Origin of the sequence: Streptomyces regalis (genome assembly GCF_001509475.1) — a bacterium.
In the GTDB taxonomy this organism is placed as follows: domain Bacteria; phylum Actinomycetota; class Actinomycetes; order Streptomycetales; family Streptomycetaceae; genus Streptomyces; species Streptomyces regalis.
In genome coordinates this window covers 158,192-171,881 of the sequence record NZ_LLZG01000001.1, presented here as the reverse complement: position 1 = coordinate 171,881, position 13,690 = coordinate 158,192, and the positions used below count along the sequence as shown (strand labels likewise).

Annotated in this window: 14 protein-coding genes; 7 read left to right on the top strand and 7 right to left on the bottom strand. The window is 68.9% G+C overall.

The window, feature by feature from the left end; genetic code table 11:
- Positions 1-138 precede the first annotated feature (138 nt).
- The gene (locus ADL12_RS49420) at positions 139-294 is read left to right on the top strand and encodes a hypothetical protein (RefSeq protein WP_167364369.1); all 156 of its coding nucleotides are present in this window, start codon (positions 139-141) and stop codon (positions 292-294) included.
- Here ADL12_RS49420 and ADL12_RS00735 read toward each other — a convergent pair.
- Entirely contained in the window at positions 282-1,916 is a 1,635-nt protein-coding gene (locus tag ADL12_RS00735) for a multicopper oxidase family protein (RefSeq protein WP_062697288.1), read from the bottom strand. The two genes, ADL12_RS49420 and ADL12_RS00735, sit on opposite strands and share 13 nt — an antisense overlap.
- 96 nt (positions 1,917-2,012) lie before the next feature.
- Positions 2,013-2,528, bottom strand: coding sequence for a hypothetical protein (locus tag ADL12_RS00730; RefSeq protein ID WP_062697286.1), 516 nt, complete (start codon positions 2,526-2,528; stop codon positions 2,013-2,015).
- A 296-nt stretch (positions 2,529-2,824) separates the two neighbouring features.
- Between ADL12_RS00730 and ADL12_RS00725 the strand changes: the two genes are divergently transcribed.
- Both ADL12_RS00725 and ADL12_RS00720 read left to right on the top strand, forming a co-directional pair.
- Positions 2,825-3,700, top strand: a complete 876-nt coding sequence (locus tag ADL12_RS00725) for a DUF5134 domain-containing protein (RefSeq protein ID WP_107119801.1) — start codon at positions 2,825-2,827, stop codon at positions 3,698-3,700.
- A gap of 329 nt (positions 3,701-4,029) precedes the next feature.
- On the top strand, positions 4,030-4,329 hold the full coding sequence (locus ADL12_RS00720) for a heavy-metal-associated domain-containing protein (protein ID WP_062697284.1): 300 nt from the start codon (positions 4,030-4,032) through the stop codon (positions 4,327-4,329).
- A gap of 42 nt (positions 4,330-4,371) precedes the next feature.
- On the opposite strand, the gene ADL12_RS00715 is transcribed toward ADL12_RS00720, so the two are convergent.
- Both ADL12_RS00715 and ADL12_RS00710 read right to left on the bottom strand, forming a co-directional pair.
- Positions 4,372-5,283, bottom strand: a complete 912-nt coding sequence (locus ADL12_RS00715; RefSeq protein ID WP_062697282.1) for a M56 family metallopeptidase — start codon at positions 5,281-5,283, stop codon at positions 4,372-4,374.
- Positions 5,284-5,286: 3 nt separating this feature from the next.
- Positions 5,287-5,655, bottom strand: coding sequence for a BlaI/MecI/CopY family transcriptional regulator (locus ADL12_RS00710; RefSeq protein ID WP_062697280.1), 369 nt, complete (start codon positions 5,653-5,655; stop codon positions 5,287-5,289).
- Between the two features lie 324 nt (positions 5,656-5,979).
- On the opposite strand from ADL12_RS00710, the gene ADL12_RS00705 reads away from it, so the two are divergent.
- The 3 genes from ADL12_RS00705 (at position 5,980) to ADL12_RS00695 (ending at position 8,190) form a co-directional block, all read left to right on the top strand.
- Complete coding sequence (locus ADL12_RS00705) at positions 5,980-6,438, top strand: hypothetical protein (protein ID WP_062697278.1); 459 nt, start codon at positions 5,980-5,982, stop codon at positions 6,436-6,438.
- Positions 6,439-6,536: 98 nt separating this feature from the next.
- The gene (locus ADL12_RS00700) at positions 6,537-7,199 is read left to right on the top strand and encodes a DUF305 domain-containing protein (protein WP_062697276.1); all 663 of its coding nucleotides are present in this window, start codon (positions 6,537-6,539) and stop codon (positions 7,197-7,199) included.
- 127 nt (positions 7,200-7,326) lie between these two features.
- Positions 7,327-8,190: a F510_1955 family glycosylhydrolase gene (locus ADL12_RS00695; RefSeq protein ID WP_062697274.1), complete on the top strand. Its 864-nt coding sequence runs from the start codon at positions 7,327-7,329 to the stop codon at positions 8,188-8,190.
- A 400-nt stretch (positions 8,191-8,590) separates the two neighbouring features.
- Here ADL12_RS00695 and ADL12_RS49415 read toward each other — a convergent pair whose 3' ends face one another.
- On the bottom strand, positions 8,591-9,346 hold the full coding sequence (locus ADL12_RS49415; protein ID WP_062697272.1) for a hypothetical protein: 756 nt from the start codon (positions 9,344-9,346) through the stop codon (positions 8,591-8,593).
- A gap of 292 nt (positions 9,347-9,638) precedes the next feature.
- Between ADL12_RS49415 and ADL12_RS00685 the strand changes: the two genes are divergently transcribed.
- Positions 9,639-9,980: a hypothetical protein gene (locus tag ADL12_RS00685; protein WP_062697270.1), complete on the top strand. Its 342-nt coding sequence runs from the start codon at positions 9,639-9,641 to the stop codon at positions 9,978-9,980.
- Between the two features lie 718 nt (positions 9,981-10,698).
- On the opposite strand, the gene ADL12_RS00680 is transcribed toward ADL12_RS00685, so the two are convergent.
- Complete coding sequence (locus tag ADL12_RS00680) at positions 10,699-12,555, bottom strand: PA domain-containing protein (protein ID WP_159053045.1); 1,857 nt, start codon at positions 12,553-12,555, stop codon at positions 10,699-10,701.
- 155 nt (positions 12,556-12,710) lie between these two features.
- A complete protein-coding gene (locus ADL12_RS00675) occupies positions 12,711-13,559 on the bottom strand; it encodes an MATE family efflux transporter (protein WP_062697266.1) in 849 nt (282 codons plus the stop codon).
- Positions 13,560-13,690 lie beyond the last annotated feature (131 nt).

The window sequence follows — 13,690 nt, the reverse complement described above, 5'->3', positions numbered from 1 at the left end:
CCTGGCCTACAACTCCACCGGCGTTCCTGCCGCCGCCGGGGCCTCTATCCGCCGAAGACGCAGCGGGACCGGCGGATGAATCGCTGTGCGCTTCTGGTTCCCCGACGCCGTCCATCCCCGGCTTCATGTCCCGGCTTCATGGTCCCCGTCGCCATCGCGTCACTGTCGACGCTCGCCGGACTGTTCGCAGTCCTCGATACCCGCTCCGGCGACCACCGTCTCTCCCTCGCCGGATTCCGTACCCACAATCTGCTCGCAGCCCGGCTGACGGTCATTACCGGTCAGGCCTGGTAGGCCACCAGCGCCATCATCCCCGCCTCCCCGTGGTAGGCGTTGTGACAGTGCAGCATCCACTGCCCCGGATTGTCGGCGTCGAAGATGACGGACAGCTTCTTCTTCGGCAGCACGATCGAGGTGTCCTTGCGCGGGCCGGAGGAGCCCAACTGGTAGGTGTGGCCATGCAGATGCATCGGGTGCCACATCTCCGTGGTGTTGACGAAGTCCAGCCGGACTCGCTGGCCCTCCTCGATCATGAGGGGGTTCGCGGTCGGATCGTTCATGTCGAACCGCGTGCCGTTGATGGCCCAGTTGTACTTGTCCATGCCGCCGGTCAGCTCGATGCGGTGCACCCGGTCGACCTTCTTGGACTCCAGCCGCACCTCGTCCGCCGCACGGAGCTGCGAGGCGGTCATGATCATGCCGTCCAGTTCCTTGGGGCGGACGGTCGTCTTCGGCGCGCTGCCTGATCCCGTACGGACCAGGGCCATGCCGGTGGTCTCCTTGCCCTCGGCCAGCGCGACCAGCGGGAAGACTCCATCGCCAAGGGTGACCAGGACGTCGTACCGCTCCCCCATGCCGACCAGCAGGGCGTCGACCTGCTGATGCTCGACGGGGTAGCCGTCGGTGTGGGTGATGGTCAGCTTGTGGCCGCCGAGCGCCACCCGGTAGGCCGTGTCGCCTCCCGCGTTGATGATCCGCAGCCGTACGCGCCTGCCGGGCTGCCCCTGATAAACGTCCGGGTCGGCGGGGACACGGCCGTTGATCAGGTGATACGGGTACTTCACGTCACCGGCGTCGCCGCCGAGCAACTCGCTCTCGGCACCCATGAGCATGAACTTCATGGACATCCCGCCGGACGAGTGCGAGGCGGACGGGGATGCGGAGTCGGCCCCCATGCCCATCCCACCCATGTCACCCATGTCACCCATGTCATGGCCACCGTGGCCGCTGCCGGAGCCGGCACCGGAGCTGGAGCCGTCTCCCATGTCCATGCCGCCCATGCCCTGCCGCAGCTCGGCGAAGACCTCGTCGGGTGTGCCGGTGACGCCGTCGACCCAGTCGTCGAGGACGACGACCCACTCGTCGTCGTACGACAACGGCTCCTTGGGGTCCTCCACGATCAGCGGCGCATACAGGCCCCGGTCGAGCTGGACACCGACGTGCGGGTGGAAGAAGTAGGTGCCCGGGGCGTCGGTGAGGAAGCGGTAGGTGAAGTTGCTGCCCGCCCGGACGGCCTGCTGGGTGACCGGGGGCACGCCGTCCATGTCGCTGCGGAGGGCGAGGCCGTGCCAGTGGATGGACGTGGTGGTCTTGCCCGGCAACTGGTTGGACAGCTCGGCGGCCAGCGTGTCGCCGACCGAGAGCCGGATCTCCTTGCCCGGGGCCCGGCCGCTGAAGGCCCAGGTCTTGGCCATGACACCCCCGCCGAGGTCGAGCATGGCGGGTGCGGCGGTCAGGGTCACATTGCGCACCGTGCCGGTGCTGGGGCGCTTCTTCTCGGTGGCGGCGACCGCCGAACCGGAGGGGTTGACCAGGGCCGGGGTGCTGCTGGAGCTGCTGGTGCAGGCGGCGAGCGCGCCCGCGCCCGCGACGCCGAGACCGGCCAACAGGACGGAGCGGCGGTTGATGCTGTTCATGTCGGGCTGTCCTCAATCTCTCGGTACGCATGGCGGAATCACGTGCGGAAACAGCTCCTCGCACGGCAAGGCCGCGAGGAGACCGTTGGGCACGGCCTAAATGCGCAGTTGCGAGAGAACGGACAGGTCCGGGGGCGCTCGGCCCACCGTCCCGGCTGCCTTCGAGCCGACGGTTGCAGCGGGCTGCCGGTCGAGGTCGCTCGGTACCCAAGTCTCCGCCGGCGGCGGCACGAACTTCACCGCGTCGACGCTCGCCGACGCGCAGTGCTGCATGAGCATGCCGGAGCAGGCCAGACCTTCGCCGCTGGTCATCGTCGACGCAGATGCCACAGCGGCCTGCGATGGCTCGGCAGGCGGCGTGGAAGTGCCGTGGTACGCATGCCCCGGCATGCGTACGGCCTGCCCGGAGGAATCGTGCGACATCACCATGCCGGTAACGCCGGGCATCAGGTGACTGCCGGACGACTGCGTCGGAGTGAGGGCCCCCACGGCGATCTCGTGGTGCACCAGCACGGCGAGCGCGGCGAACACCGCGATGACGGCAGCGCGCATCCAGCGGACGGCGCCCGTGGGGGCGAGGGTCCGAGACACGAGGGCTTTCCGTACCGTCATCGCTTCCTTACGAGCTTTCTGCGAAGGGAAGGCGCCGCCCAATATACCCGGAGGGGGTAAGGCCGACATCAAGTTGAGTCGGCCGAGCCGGAGCCGGTCCGGGAGCACGCAGCGACGGTCATGAGCGCGGCCGCGGCAATCGTTCTCACCAGCCCCCTGAACACCCTCCACCCTCAAGACGTACTAAGGGCAATAGCACTTAACGGCTCGCAAGGCACCCGAGGGGCCCCTGGGCGACGAGCCCGCGATCGGCCCGAGCGGGCCCGTCGCGCCCCCGGACAACCGGGAAGGTGGAGATGGGAAACCTGGCGCTCAGTTGGTCCATCGTGGCAATCGCCGCTCTGGTGGCTGCCGTCAGCGCGGTCCGCGTGGTGACCACCCGTGGGGAGACGCGGTTCGCGGCGAGCGGTGACCTGCTCATGGGCCTGTGCATGGCGATCATGTCCCTGCCTGCGACGGCCGCCTGGTACGCGAGCTACGGCATGTGGTGGACGGCAGCGTTCGTCGCACTCGGGCTTGGCGGCATCGCGATGGCGGCCAGGCACACGCGAGTGGGCGGATGGAAGCAGGGCCGTCATTGGGTGCACCTCATCGCCGGCAGCGCCGGCATGGTGATCATGACACTCGCGATGACGAGCACATCGTCCGGCCCCATACTGGCCCTCGGTTCCTCCATGGCGGACATGCCCGGAATGGAGCACATGGCGAGCACGACGGGAACGCCGCAGATGGAGGGCATGGGGTCCATGCACGGGATGGAGAGCATGCAGGGCATGCACTCGATGCCCGGGATGGACATGTCGGGCATGGCACCGTCCGCCGGCGCCGGTACCTCGGGCGGCTCGAGCTCCGTCTGGCGCTGGGTGATTGCGGCGTTCGCCCTGTACTTCCTGCTGTCGATCGCGGCATCCGTCCGGGTGCGGGTCCGCGGCACGGACAAGCGCCTGGCGACGGGCCGGAGTTGGGGGCGCTGGCTGCTCTCCGCGCCCGACACGCTGGTGGTGTTCCTGGCGTCGCTGACGATCTCCGTCTGGGACAAGGCCAGGTCAGGTGAAGGGCGGGCCGGCCGCGGTCGCCGCCGGAAGGTCGGCGCCGCACCCGACGCCGCTCTGGCGGCTCACATCGGCATGGGTGCGGCCATGTCCGGCATGCTGCTGATGATGGCGACGTGATGCCCGCCGGGCTTGCCCCGACCCGCCGATCACGGCCCACGGCGGCTCCGTAGAGGAGCAAGGCGGCCACCCGCAGCGGCGGGACTCTCACCCCGATGCTTACCGCCACCTCCGCGCGACTTTGCCCGCGCAGGCCACAACGAATACTAAGAACCTTCGCCGGAAAGGAGAGGCGGCGATCAAGGAAGGTGTGACCTACGCCAGCTGATGGATACCCTACCGGGGTATAGTGCCTTCGTGGCCAAAGGGCCTGGAGGTGTCACACCCCGCCCTATGGCCGACCCACGCACCCACGCACCCACGCACCCACACACCCTGAGGGACAGACCATGACTGATCAGACGAACTCCAGCTCCTGCTGCGGCGGCTCGGGCGGTGCCTGCGGCTCGGGTGCCACCACCGATGTTCAGGGCATCGGTGTCACCACCGTCTACAAGGTGTCGGGCATGACCTGCGGCCACTGCGAGGGCGCGGTCTCGAAGGAGATATCCGCTCTGGACGGCGTCACCTCCGTCACGGCCGTCGCCACGACGGGCGAGGTCACCGTCACGTCCGCCACCCCGCTCGCCGAGGACGCCGTCCGCGCCGCCGTCGACGAGGCGGGCTACGAACTCGTAGGCCAGGCCTGACGGCACGCAGGCACTGATGGGAACGTGCGGGTCCGGTAGGAGTCAGGGCCCGCACGCCGCCAGCAGGGGCAGCATCGGAGCAGTGACCGTGGCTGCCACGATGCCCAGCCATGCCGCCCGATGCGGTCGGGGCTGCGGAGTGAGAACGCGTCGCAAACGGATGAGAACCCCCGATCCGCCCGCACCGAGAGCCGCCTGCGGGGCTCGCCCGGCCGCGACCTCGTACATCGCGGTGGCCAGCGCCTCCGGGGAGTGGAACCGCAGGGCGCGGTCGTCCGCGATCATCTCCAGCAACAGGTCGGTCTGCTCCTTGGCGTACCGCGCGAGGGGCAGTCCGCGGAAGGCATGGGAGAACGCGTCGACGAGCACCTTCAGCATGTGGTGCCGGCCCGCGATGTGGGCGCGCTCGTGCTCGAGGACAGCACGCAGCTGCTCCTCGGTGAGGGCCTCCAGGGCGGCGCGGGTGACGACCACGCGAGAGCGGCGTCCCGACAGGCAGTACACGGCGGGAACGTCGTAGTCGACGATCGTGGCGCCGTACTCCGGGGCCGGCTCTCCGACCAGAGTGAGCATGTCCAGTTGGCGCCGACGGACACGTCGCGCCCGCCAGGCGCACCGGATCAGCCAGCCGACCGGCAACAGGACGATCAGGGCCGGCGCGGCGAGCGCCAGTGCGTCGCCGAACGTGTGTGACGCACCGTCCGCATGCGAGGTGTGAGCGCCCAATCCACACGCGATCAGCAGGCCGACGAGCCCTTCGTGGGCGTGGTGCCCTGCCAGCGCCAGGTGGTGCACGGAGAGTGCGGTGGCGATGACGAACGTCACCATGAGGGCTTGCCAGGCGAGGACCGCGACGGCCGGCGCACGGTGGAGCCACTGAGACCGGGCCAGGAGGGGAGGCACCGTGGCGCCCACGAGGGCCGCGTATCCGGCCAGCGCCACGGCTGTGATCATGCGCTACTCCGCACTCCGCCTCTTCACCGCTCGGAGCGCCGAGCGTAGCGCGTCCGCCTCCGCCGGCGAGATCCGTTCCACGAAACTCGCCAGAGCACCCGCCGGGTCCGGGTTGTCCTCGAGGGCGTCCTGCATCTGTGACGCCGTGTACTGCTGGCGCGTACAGGTGGGCGTGTACACCCACGCCCGGCCCTCCTTGTGCCGCGTGAGCATGCCTTTGCGGTGCAGGATGTCGGCCACGGTCTTGACCGTGCTGTAGGCGAGCGGGCGCTGCTTGTTGATGTCCGCCAGTACGTCGCGCGCGGTGGCCGGCCGGCCCCAGGCCCACAGGCGGTGCATGATCTCCGCCTCCAGCTCACCCAGCTGACGCACGACCGCTCCCTTCCCTTCCGGAGTGCGAGTCCTCCGGCACCCGTGAACTGCCATCGTAGACGGCGGAGTTCAGGCGGTCCTCGATGCCGATGGAGGCAGCGGCCAGGAAACAGCTGTGCAGGAGCCCAATAGGACCGGGCGCCGCTGACCCCGACGGCCAGGACGACCAGCTTGGTGCAGACGCATGGCGCCCGCCTTCCCTCGTAAACTCGTCGCCAAGTGGCTTAGTGGAACAGCTGATTCTCGACCCGTCACAGCGTGCCGTCTTCCCTTTCGGTACTGTCGGCTCGGAGGTCCGCAGCACCAGGATCCGGAGGTCCCGCGGTGAACGTCAGCCGACGCGTACGGACAGGAGGCGCCCTCGGGCACCTGCTGCTCGTCGTCGTGCTCGCGGTCAGCGTCTTCGTCATGCACACCGTCGGGCACCACGACGACTCGTCCTCCGCGGGGATGAGCTCCGCATCCCACGTGTCAGCGGCCGTGATGGACGAGGGACAGGCGGCTCACGAACCCGGCTGGGCCGCGATACCCACGGACGCCGTCCGGGCGACCACGCCGGACGACACGCCGTCGACGCGCGAGCCGGTGATGGCGATGGACATGCTGTCGCTGTGTGTGGCCGTGCTGCTCAGTGCCTGGCTCCTCGCCGCGCTCCTGCGCTCAGCGCTAGGTCGTCGTCCCGACTGGCTGGCGAGCCTGCGCGCCCAGCTCCCCGTCGCGTTGCGGGCGATACCCCTGCCACGCGGCCCCGATCTCACCCAGTTGTCGGTCCTGCGGCTGTAGGCCGAATCGCCTCGGGCGCGCGTACCACGTGTGCCCCGCGATTCCGCATGCACCGAAAGAACAGCCCAGAGAACCGACACACGAGGTGAAATCCGACCATGACTGCCTTCACGCGTACCCTGCGCCGCAAGCCCGTCCGCCGTATCGCGGCCGTGGGCGTCGTCGCCGCGGGCGCCCTGCTCCTGTCCGCCTGTGGTGACAACGGCGACGGTATGAGCGGCATGGACCACGGCAGCGGCAGCAACTCGGCCACGGCGAGCGCCGAGTCCGGCGCCAAGGCCGGTGACTTCAACGACGCCGACGTCACGTTCGCGCAGATGATGATCCCGCACCACGAGCAGGCCCTGGAGATGGCCAAGCTGGCAGGCGGCCGAGCGGCCGACGCGGAGATCAAGGACATCGTCGCGAAGATCGAGAAGGCTCAGGACCCCGAGATCCAGACCATGAAGGGCTGGCTGGGGTCCTGGAACAAGCCGACCGCCATGGAGTCGATGCCCGGTATGAACCACAGCGGCATGGACATGGGCGGTGACGGGATGATGTCCGACAAGGACATGGACGAGCTCAAGGCCATGAAGGGCAAGGAGTTCGACAAGATGTTCGCCGAGATGATGATCGAGCACCACAACGGCGCGATCGCCATGGCCAAGGACGAGCAGAAGAAAGGCAAGAACGCCGCCGCGGTGAAGATGGCAGGCGCCATCGTCGAAGGCCAGTCCGCCGAGGTCAAGCAGCTCCAGAGCATCCTCGACCGGCTCTGAGCAGCATCACTCCCCGACCGTCCGGGCTCCGCGGTGCGCACGCCGTGGAGCCCGGGCGGTCGCGCCCCACTCACTGCTCGCATCCGGCTCGCACACCGCAGCAGGTCGTCACCACCTCCGAGGAACCATGAAAAAGCGCCATGCCATAGCGGCGGCCACTGCCCTGGCTCTCACCCTGGTCGGCTGCTCCAGCGAGAACGACACCGGCTCGGGGGACGACACCGGCTCGACCGCCGCCCGGTCCGCCACCACGCTGACGCACATCCACGGCCTCGGCCTGGTCGACCAGCGCCTCTACGTCGCCACCCACGAAGGCATCCACACCCCTGACGCGCAGGGCAAGCCCCAGCTGGTCGGCGACAGCACGGACGACTTCATGGGCTTCACGGTGGCTCAGGACACGACGTTCTACGCCAGCGGCCATCCTTCCGAGGGCGGCAACAAGGGCCTGATCAGGAGCACCGACGCCGGCGAGACCTGGACGTCCCTGTCCCTCTCCGGCCAGGCCGACTTCCACGCCCTGGACCACGCGCACGGTTCGATCTACGCCTACGACGCCACCAACGGCTTGCTGCGTGTCAGCGAGGACGGCACCACCTGGAAGGACGGGGCGCAGCTCCAGGCACTCGACATCGCGGTCAGCCCTGAAGACCCCGGCCTCGTCCTCGCCACGACGACCGAGGGCGTCGCCCGCAGCACGGACGGTGGCAAGACGTTCGCGAAGGGCGAGCAGCCGGTGATGGCCTTCCTCTCGTGGAGCGCGAAGGACGCTCTGTACGGAATCGACACCTCTGGTGGGCTGAACCGCAGCATTGACGGCGGAGCCACCTGGAAGAAGGTCTCGACCGTGCCGGGCGGGCGGCCCCAGGCTCTCACCGCCGTGGACGCCGGACACGTTCTCGCCGCCACTCAGGACGGTGTCTACGAGTCCAAGAACGGCGGCGAGACGTTCGCCAAACGCATGGCTGTCGAGTCGAGCGGCGAGCACTGACACGCGTGCCGGTCTCGCGCCGGCCGTATGTCGACCTCCGTGCCGCGTGAGTAGCGCTCCCCCTCATAGGCGGCGGGAGCAGGCCCGGCGGACCGAGCTTCACCGGCCGGGAACCTCGGCTGTCCCGGTGCCGCGATGGCTCCCGCGGGGGCTCCGAGAAGGCTCGACTGCCCTTCGGTGCCGGCCGGCGACGACGCCGGGGCCAGGGCCGTCGTGGCCGGTCGAGGAAGGTTGTCGGCCCCGCCGTCGAACGCGCCGGCCGGAACCGATGCGGGCAGCCCTGTCCCCTCGCCGGCTCCCGCCTGCCGCTGCCCCGCCGTGTCCGCGCGAACGACCTGGATGTCCCCCAGCCCGTCCGTTACCTCAATGGTCAGACGCATGATCGGTCTCCGTTCACCGGTCAGTGCAGCCGCGCGTAGCGCGCCTCGAAGTCGGTGGCCGCGGAACCGGTGTTCCGGATCGTCAGCCAGTAGGTGAGCGTCCCGTTACCGGCGCGCTCGACCTCCACCAAGGAGGTGACCTTGCCGCCGGCCGTCGTCGGCCGCACCGACCAGTCCATGTGCCAGTAGGGCGACCAGTTGTAGGTGAACCAGTACTGGGTCTGGCCCGGCTGGATGGTCCCGGTGAACTGCGTACCGGTGACGTTCAGGTCGTACGGCGACACCTGGTGGCGGTGCAGGGAAGTGTAGCCGCCGCCGGTGAGTTCGCTGATCTCGCCCGGCTGGGCTTCGCGGCGCAGCGGGCCCATGGAGGTGTCGACCGACAGCAGCCCCTTGGTCGCCGCTCGGAAGTCGACCTCGAACCGGCGACGCAACTGGTCGATGCGGTCGGCCAGGTCGTGCGCACTGCCGAAGTCCTTGGTCAGCAGGCAGAAGCCGTGCTTGAACTGCTTCTGGGCCGCGGCCTCGTTGGGCACGCGCGCGCCATTGGCCCACAGGAAGTTGTCGATCTCGAACCGCTTCTTGCTGGCGCTGAAGGTGTTGCCGGACACGTTGGTGATGTTCGACAACAGGTTCATGTCGCCGACCCCGTCGGGGCCCATCGCACCCATCAGATACAGATCGAGCTCGCAGTACTCGCGCTGGTCCGAGGCCAGGGAGACGCGCTGGAACCGGCCGCCGTCGATGTCCACCCAGTCGTGGACGTCGTAGTCCACGGATGTTGGGCCCGTTCGGGTCGTCCCGGTACGCGGCGAAGCTGCTCCAGCGGTGTCCCTGCTCCTGCAGCATCACGTGGCGCCAGACCGGGAAGTGCCCCTGGTTGAGGAACAGGATGCCCTGGAGCTTGCTCGAGCCGAGTGCGGGGCGGTTTGCTGAAGACCGGGTAGCCGATGCCTTGCGTGTCGCCGGAACAGCTTGTAGGCGCGGACGAGAGTCCACCCCGGGCTGACCGTTGACGGTCTGCACGAGGGTGCCGTCGTCCTGGATGACCTCGATGTCGCCGTAGTCGTGGATGGTTCCCTGGAACGGCAGCTCCTGCCCGCCCTGCTCGGCCGCCCACTGCTCGTGCAGGCGGACGCGGTCGATGGACATCATGTCGACGGAGTGGTGGTGCTGCTCGCTGACGCCGAGCACTTCCACCGGGGCGTCCGGGCCGTAGGGTGCGGCGACGCCGGTCCCGATGCCCTCGAACTCGCGCGGTACGGGTACGGCCTGCTCGTCCTTCTTCAGCCGTGCCTCGTCCAGCTTCTCCTTCACGTAGACGATCAGAGCGACCTGGTCGGCCTGCGGCCGGCCGCCGACCCGCCGTTGTCCGATGCCGACCCCGATGACGTTGAGGTCGGCGTATAACCGTTCGTGTGCCCTCCCTTCCGACGGCAGCGGCGTCAAACGGCCCGAAGGGAGGCGGGTTTGAGTGCCAAGTGGATTGGCAGTGGTACGTTGGACCGGTTCCCCCGCGGTGTAGTTGCTCCCACCGGTGATGTGCGCCCTGCCGCCTCATCGGCACTGTCAGATGCCCGATTTTTCGGCTTCTTTCGCTCTACGTCCGCCGAGAGGGGCCGGCGAGTGCATTACCAGCCATACCATCATCGCTCGGTCGCGACCGCGCCGAGATCTCCACACCCGTGGGGCATGTGGTGCGGCAGTCCGGGGCGTGAGCGGCGCGAGGGGCGGCACGCGTGGATGAGCCGAGATTCTCGAACCGCTCACGACGCCGTGGCCGTCAAGGGCGGAATCGGGCCTGCGCGCCTGATCCCGGCTCAGGCGGACTTGCCGCCGACTCACGCGGGGGGGCCGAGTACAGGGTCGCGGCCCTGAGGGCCGAGGCAGGCTGTGCGTCCGGCCGGACGGGCAGAGCGAGCGGTTGGGGGTGTGGTCCAGTCCCGGTCGAGGGAGTGTCCGCCGACGCCCGGTCGTCATCTGCCGCCCGCTTCCTGGGTGTCCGCCCCAGCCGTCAGGCTCTCAGCTGCCGGTACGTACGTCCTCGAGCGGCCACGTTTCAGGGGGCCGCGACATGCAGGCGGCGGCTCCCACCCGAAGTCCGGTGGAAGCCGCCCGGCTGGGTTGATTACTGGCGTCCGGTGTACTGGAAGATGTAGAGCCCGTAGTCGCGGTCGGACGCGGCGACGTACTCCTTGCCGGCGTGGTCGAAGGTCTGCACGCCCCAGAAGTTGTTGCCGCCCTTGTCGATGTAGTGGCCCACCTCGACGAGCTTGTTGTTCTTGATCTTCGTGACGCGGAAACCGCCCGCGTAGTACGAGATGTACGCAAGGTCGGAAGAGACCTGCGAGGTCGCCACCTCGTGAATCGAGAGGTCGCCGAAGCCGGAGGCGTATGCCGGGTCGTGAGCCTCGGGGATCGCGTACGTGTCCAGCTCTGTCATCTTCCCGCGCTCGTTGCGGTACAGGTGCGCATAGCCCCAACCGTCGAAGTGCGAGGAGAAGGTGAGCTGGTCGCCCTTGGTGCCGACGGCCACCGGCAGGGTCTGCGGGCCGGTGCCGGCGAGGCAGTCGGCTTTGCTGTACGGCTGGTCGAAGATGGCGAAGCCCTGGCCGCGCGGCGCGACACCGAAGGTGGGCAGGGTGCCCTCGACGCTCATGCCGGTCTGGGCATCGCAGGCGTCGCTGCCGGTGCGGTTGAAGACGAGGATGCCGTCGTAGCCTCCCGCCGCCTCGACGGCTGCGACCTTCTCGGTGAAGCTGCACACGCCGCGTTCGACGATGGCGATGTCCACGGCGGCGGGGTCGCCGGCAGGGACGGCGGCATCGCCGCTGCAGGCGCGGCCGACGTACACGGATCCGCCGGTGAGCGTGGTGCCGGGGGTGAGCGGGATGCCCTGGCCCGCGGTGATCGCGCTGCCGTCGGTGACATTGCGGGCGGACAGGGCGTACGGGGCGAAGTCCTCGTCGGCGCCGATGACGTAGCGGTTGTCGAGGGTGAACTCGGCCTGATGGCCGTTGCCTTCGGGTGCGACGGTCAGACCGCTCTCGGCGGCCTCGGGGTCGGGGTCGGTGAAGTCGGTGTCGCCGATGTACTTGGCGCGCTTCGGGTCGGTGACGTCGAGGAGGACGTACCCGGCGTCCCAGTACGAGGCGACCATGATCTGCCGGCCGCGGATGTTCTTGACGACCATGTCGTGCAGGAAGATCTCGGTGAGGTTGGCCGGTGCCGCCTGGACAATCTGCGGGAAGGTCTCGTCGAGGTCGTACTCGGCGACGAGCGTGGCCTTCGTCGGGTCGGTGATGTCCATGATGTCGACGTCGGTGCCCTCTTCGTTGTCGACGAGGACGGCGTACGCCTTGTCGCCCGCGTCCCAGGCGAAGGCGCTGTGGATCTCGCGGGCCAGTTCGGTCGTCTCGTCGCCGAGGGTGAAGTCGCCGACACCATTGGCCAGTTGCTTGGGATTGGTCGGGTCGGTCACGTCGTAGATGTTCATGCCGCCGACTCCGCCGTCGCCGCAGATCTCGTTGTTGGTGACGAGGATGTCGCCGGTGAAGGCCGGGGTGCTGATGTGGACGGTTTGAATGCCCTCGCCGGGAGCGCTCCCCGTGGTCGGGATGAAGGCGGCCTTCTTCGGTTTGCCGGGGTTGCGAATGTCGACGACGTGGACGCCGGTGTTGTCGCAGCCGACGCCGCCCCAGGAGGCGAGGTAGGCGTATCCCTTGTAGACGCCGACGTCGGCGATCTTCCCTTCGACGCTGTCGAGTCGGAGTTTGCTGACCAGGCGGACGTCGTCACTGCTCGCCGGCAGGTGACCGTCGCTTCCGCCGTGCTGGTCGTGGTCGTGTGTGGCCTGAGCGTTGTCGATGGCGCCGTCGGTGGAGCCGACGCCGTCGTGGGCCCGGGCGACGCCGGTGAGTCCGGCCGCCACCAAGGATGCGATCACTGCAAGTCCGGCGGCTGCCTGTCTGCGTCTGCTGCGCATGGTCCCTCCCCCTGTCTGTGCGGTGTTCCGCACGCCTTTGACGAGGCGGTGCCCGGCCGATCGGGCCGGGCACCGGGAACCTACTTGTCTGCTCACAGTCAGGGAAGCCGTTTAACACGAATGTATTTAGCGGTACTTGGTGCCGCGCTCAAGGCTCAGTGGCTGTGACCGTCGCCCGCGTGCCCGCCGCCCTCGGCGTCCGCGGGCTCGGAGGAGCGGTCGGCCGACGGCTCTGCGGTCGGCTCCTGGACTTCCGCATCTTCGGCATGTCCGTCCCCCGTCCCTCCAGCGCCCTCGTCGTGTCCCTCCCCCGGCTCTCCGGCCTCCTCACCGTGACTGTGGCCGCCTCCGCCTCCGCCTTCGGCGGCCATCCCGTCGGCGATCCCTCGCAGGCCGACGAAGGCGAGTACGGCCGTGACCAGCACCAGCGCCCCGGTCGGGCCGATGATGCTGCGTCGGCGTGCCGGTTCGTGCCGCAGCACGTACGCGACGAAGGACAGGGTGAGACCGAAGGGGATCAGCATCGCGCCGCGTGCGGGGAAGTCCTCGAAGTGCTGGAGTCCGCCGCTGAGCATGCCGATGCCGAACGACAGCGCGAGCGACGAGGCGACGATGCTCAGCACCTTGGTGGTCTCGGGCCGCTGTTTGGTGAGGATGAACTCGGTGAGGAGGGTCGCGCACAGGAAGACCACCGCGCCGATCAGCGCGATGACGGTATACCGGGCCGGATCGAGCGGGTGGTGCACGATGGCGCCGCTGATCAGTCCTGCGCCGACGAACGTGGCGGCGTGGCCGACGTAGTTGCCCAGCAGGGGCGCCCGCTTGGGTGCTCGGCGGCGACCACCACGGCGGCCTCCTCCTCGCGGGGACGGAGATTCGGGTTGGCGCGCCGGCGCGGGGGCGTGCTCCCGCTGTCGGGGCACGGCGCCGTGTGGCTCGTACGCCTGCGGTGGGCGCGGGGATACGGGCATGGTGGAGCGGTCGGCCAGGTGGTGCTGGGACACGGTGAGCCTTTCAGCACGGGAGGGCTGTCGGAGGCGCGCGGGCGCACCGAGCCGACCCGTCGGATCGGGATGGCGGTCAGCGGAAGAATGGGGCCCGGATGAACGACCGGCCCACCGAGGGGCGGCGCTCG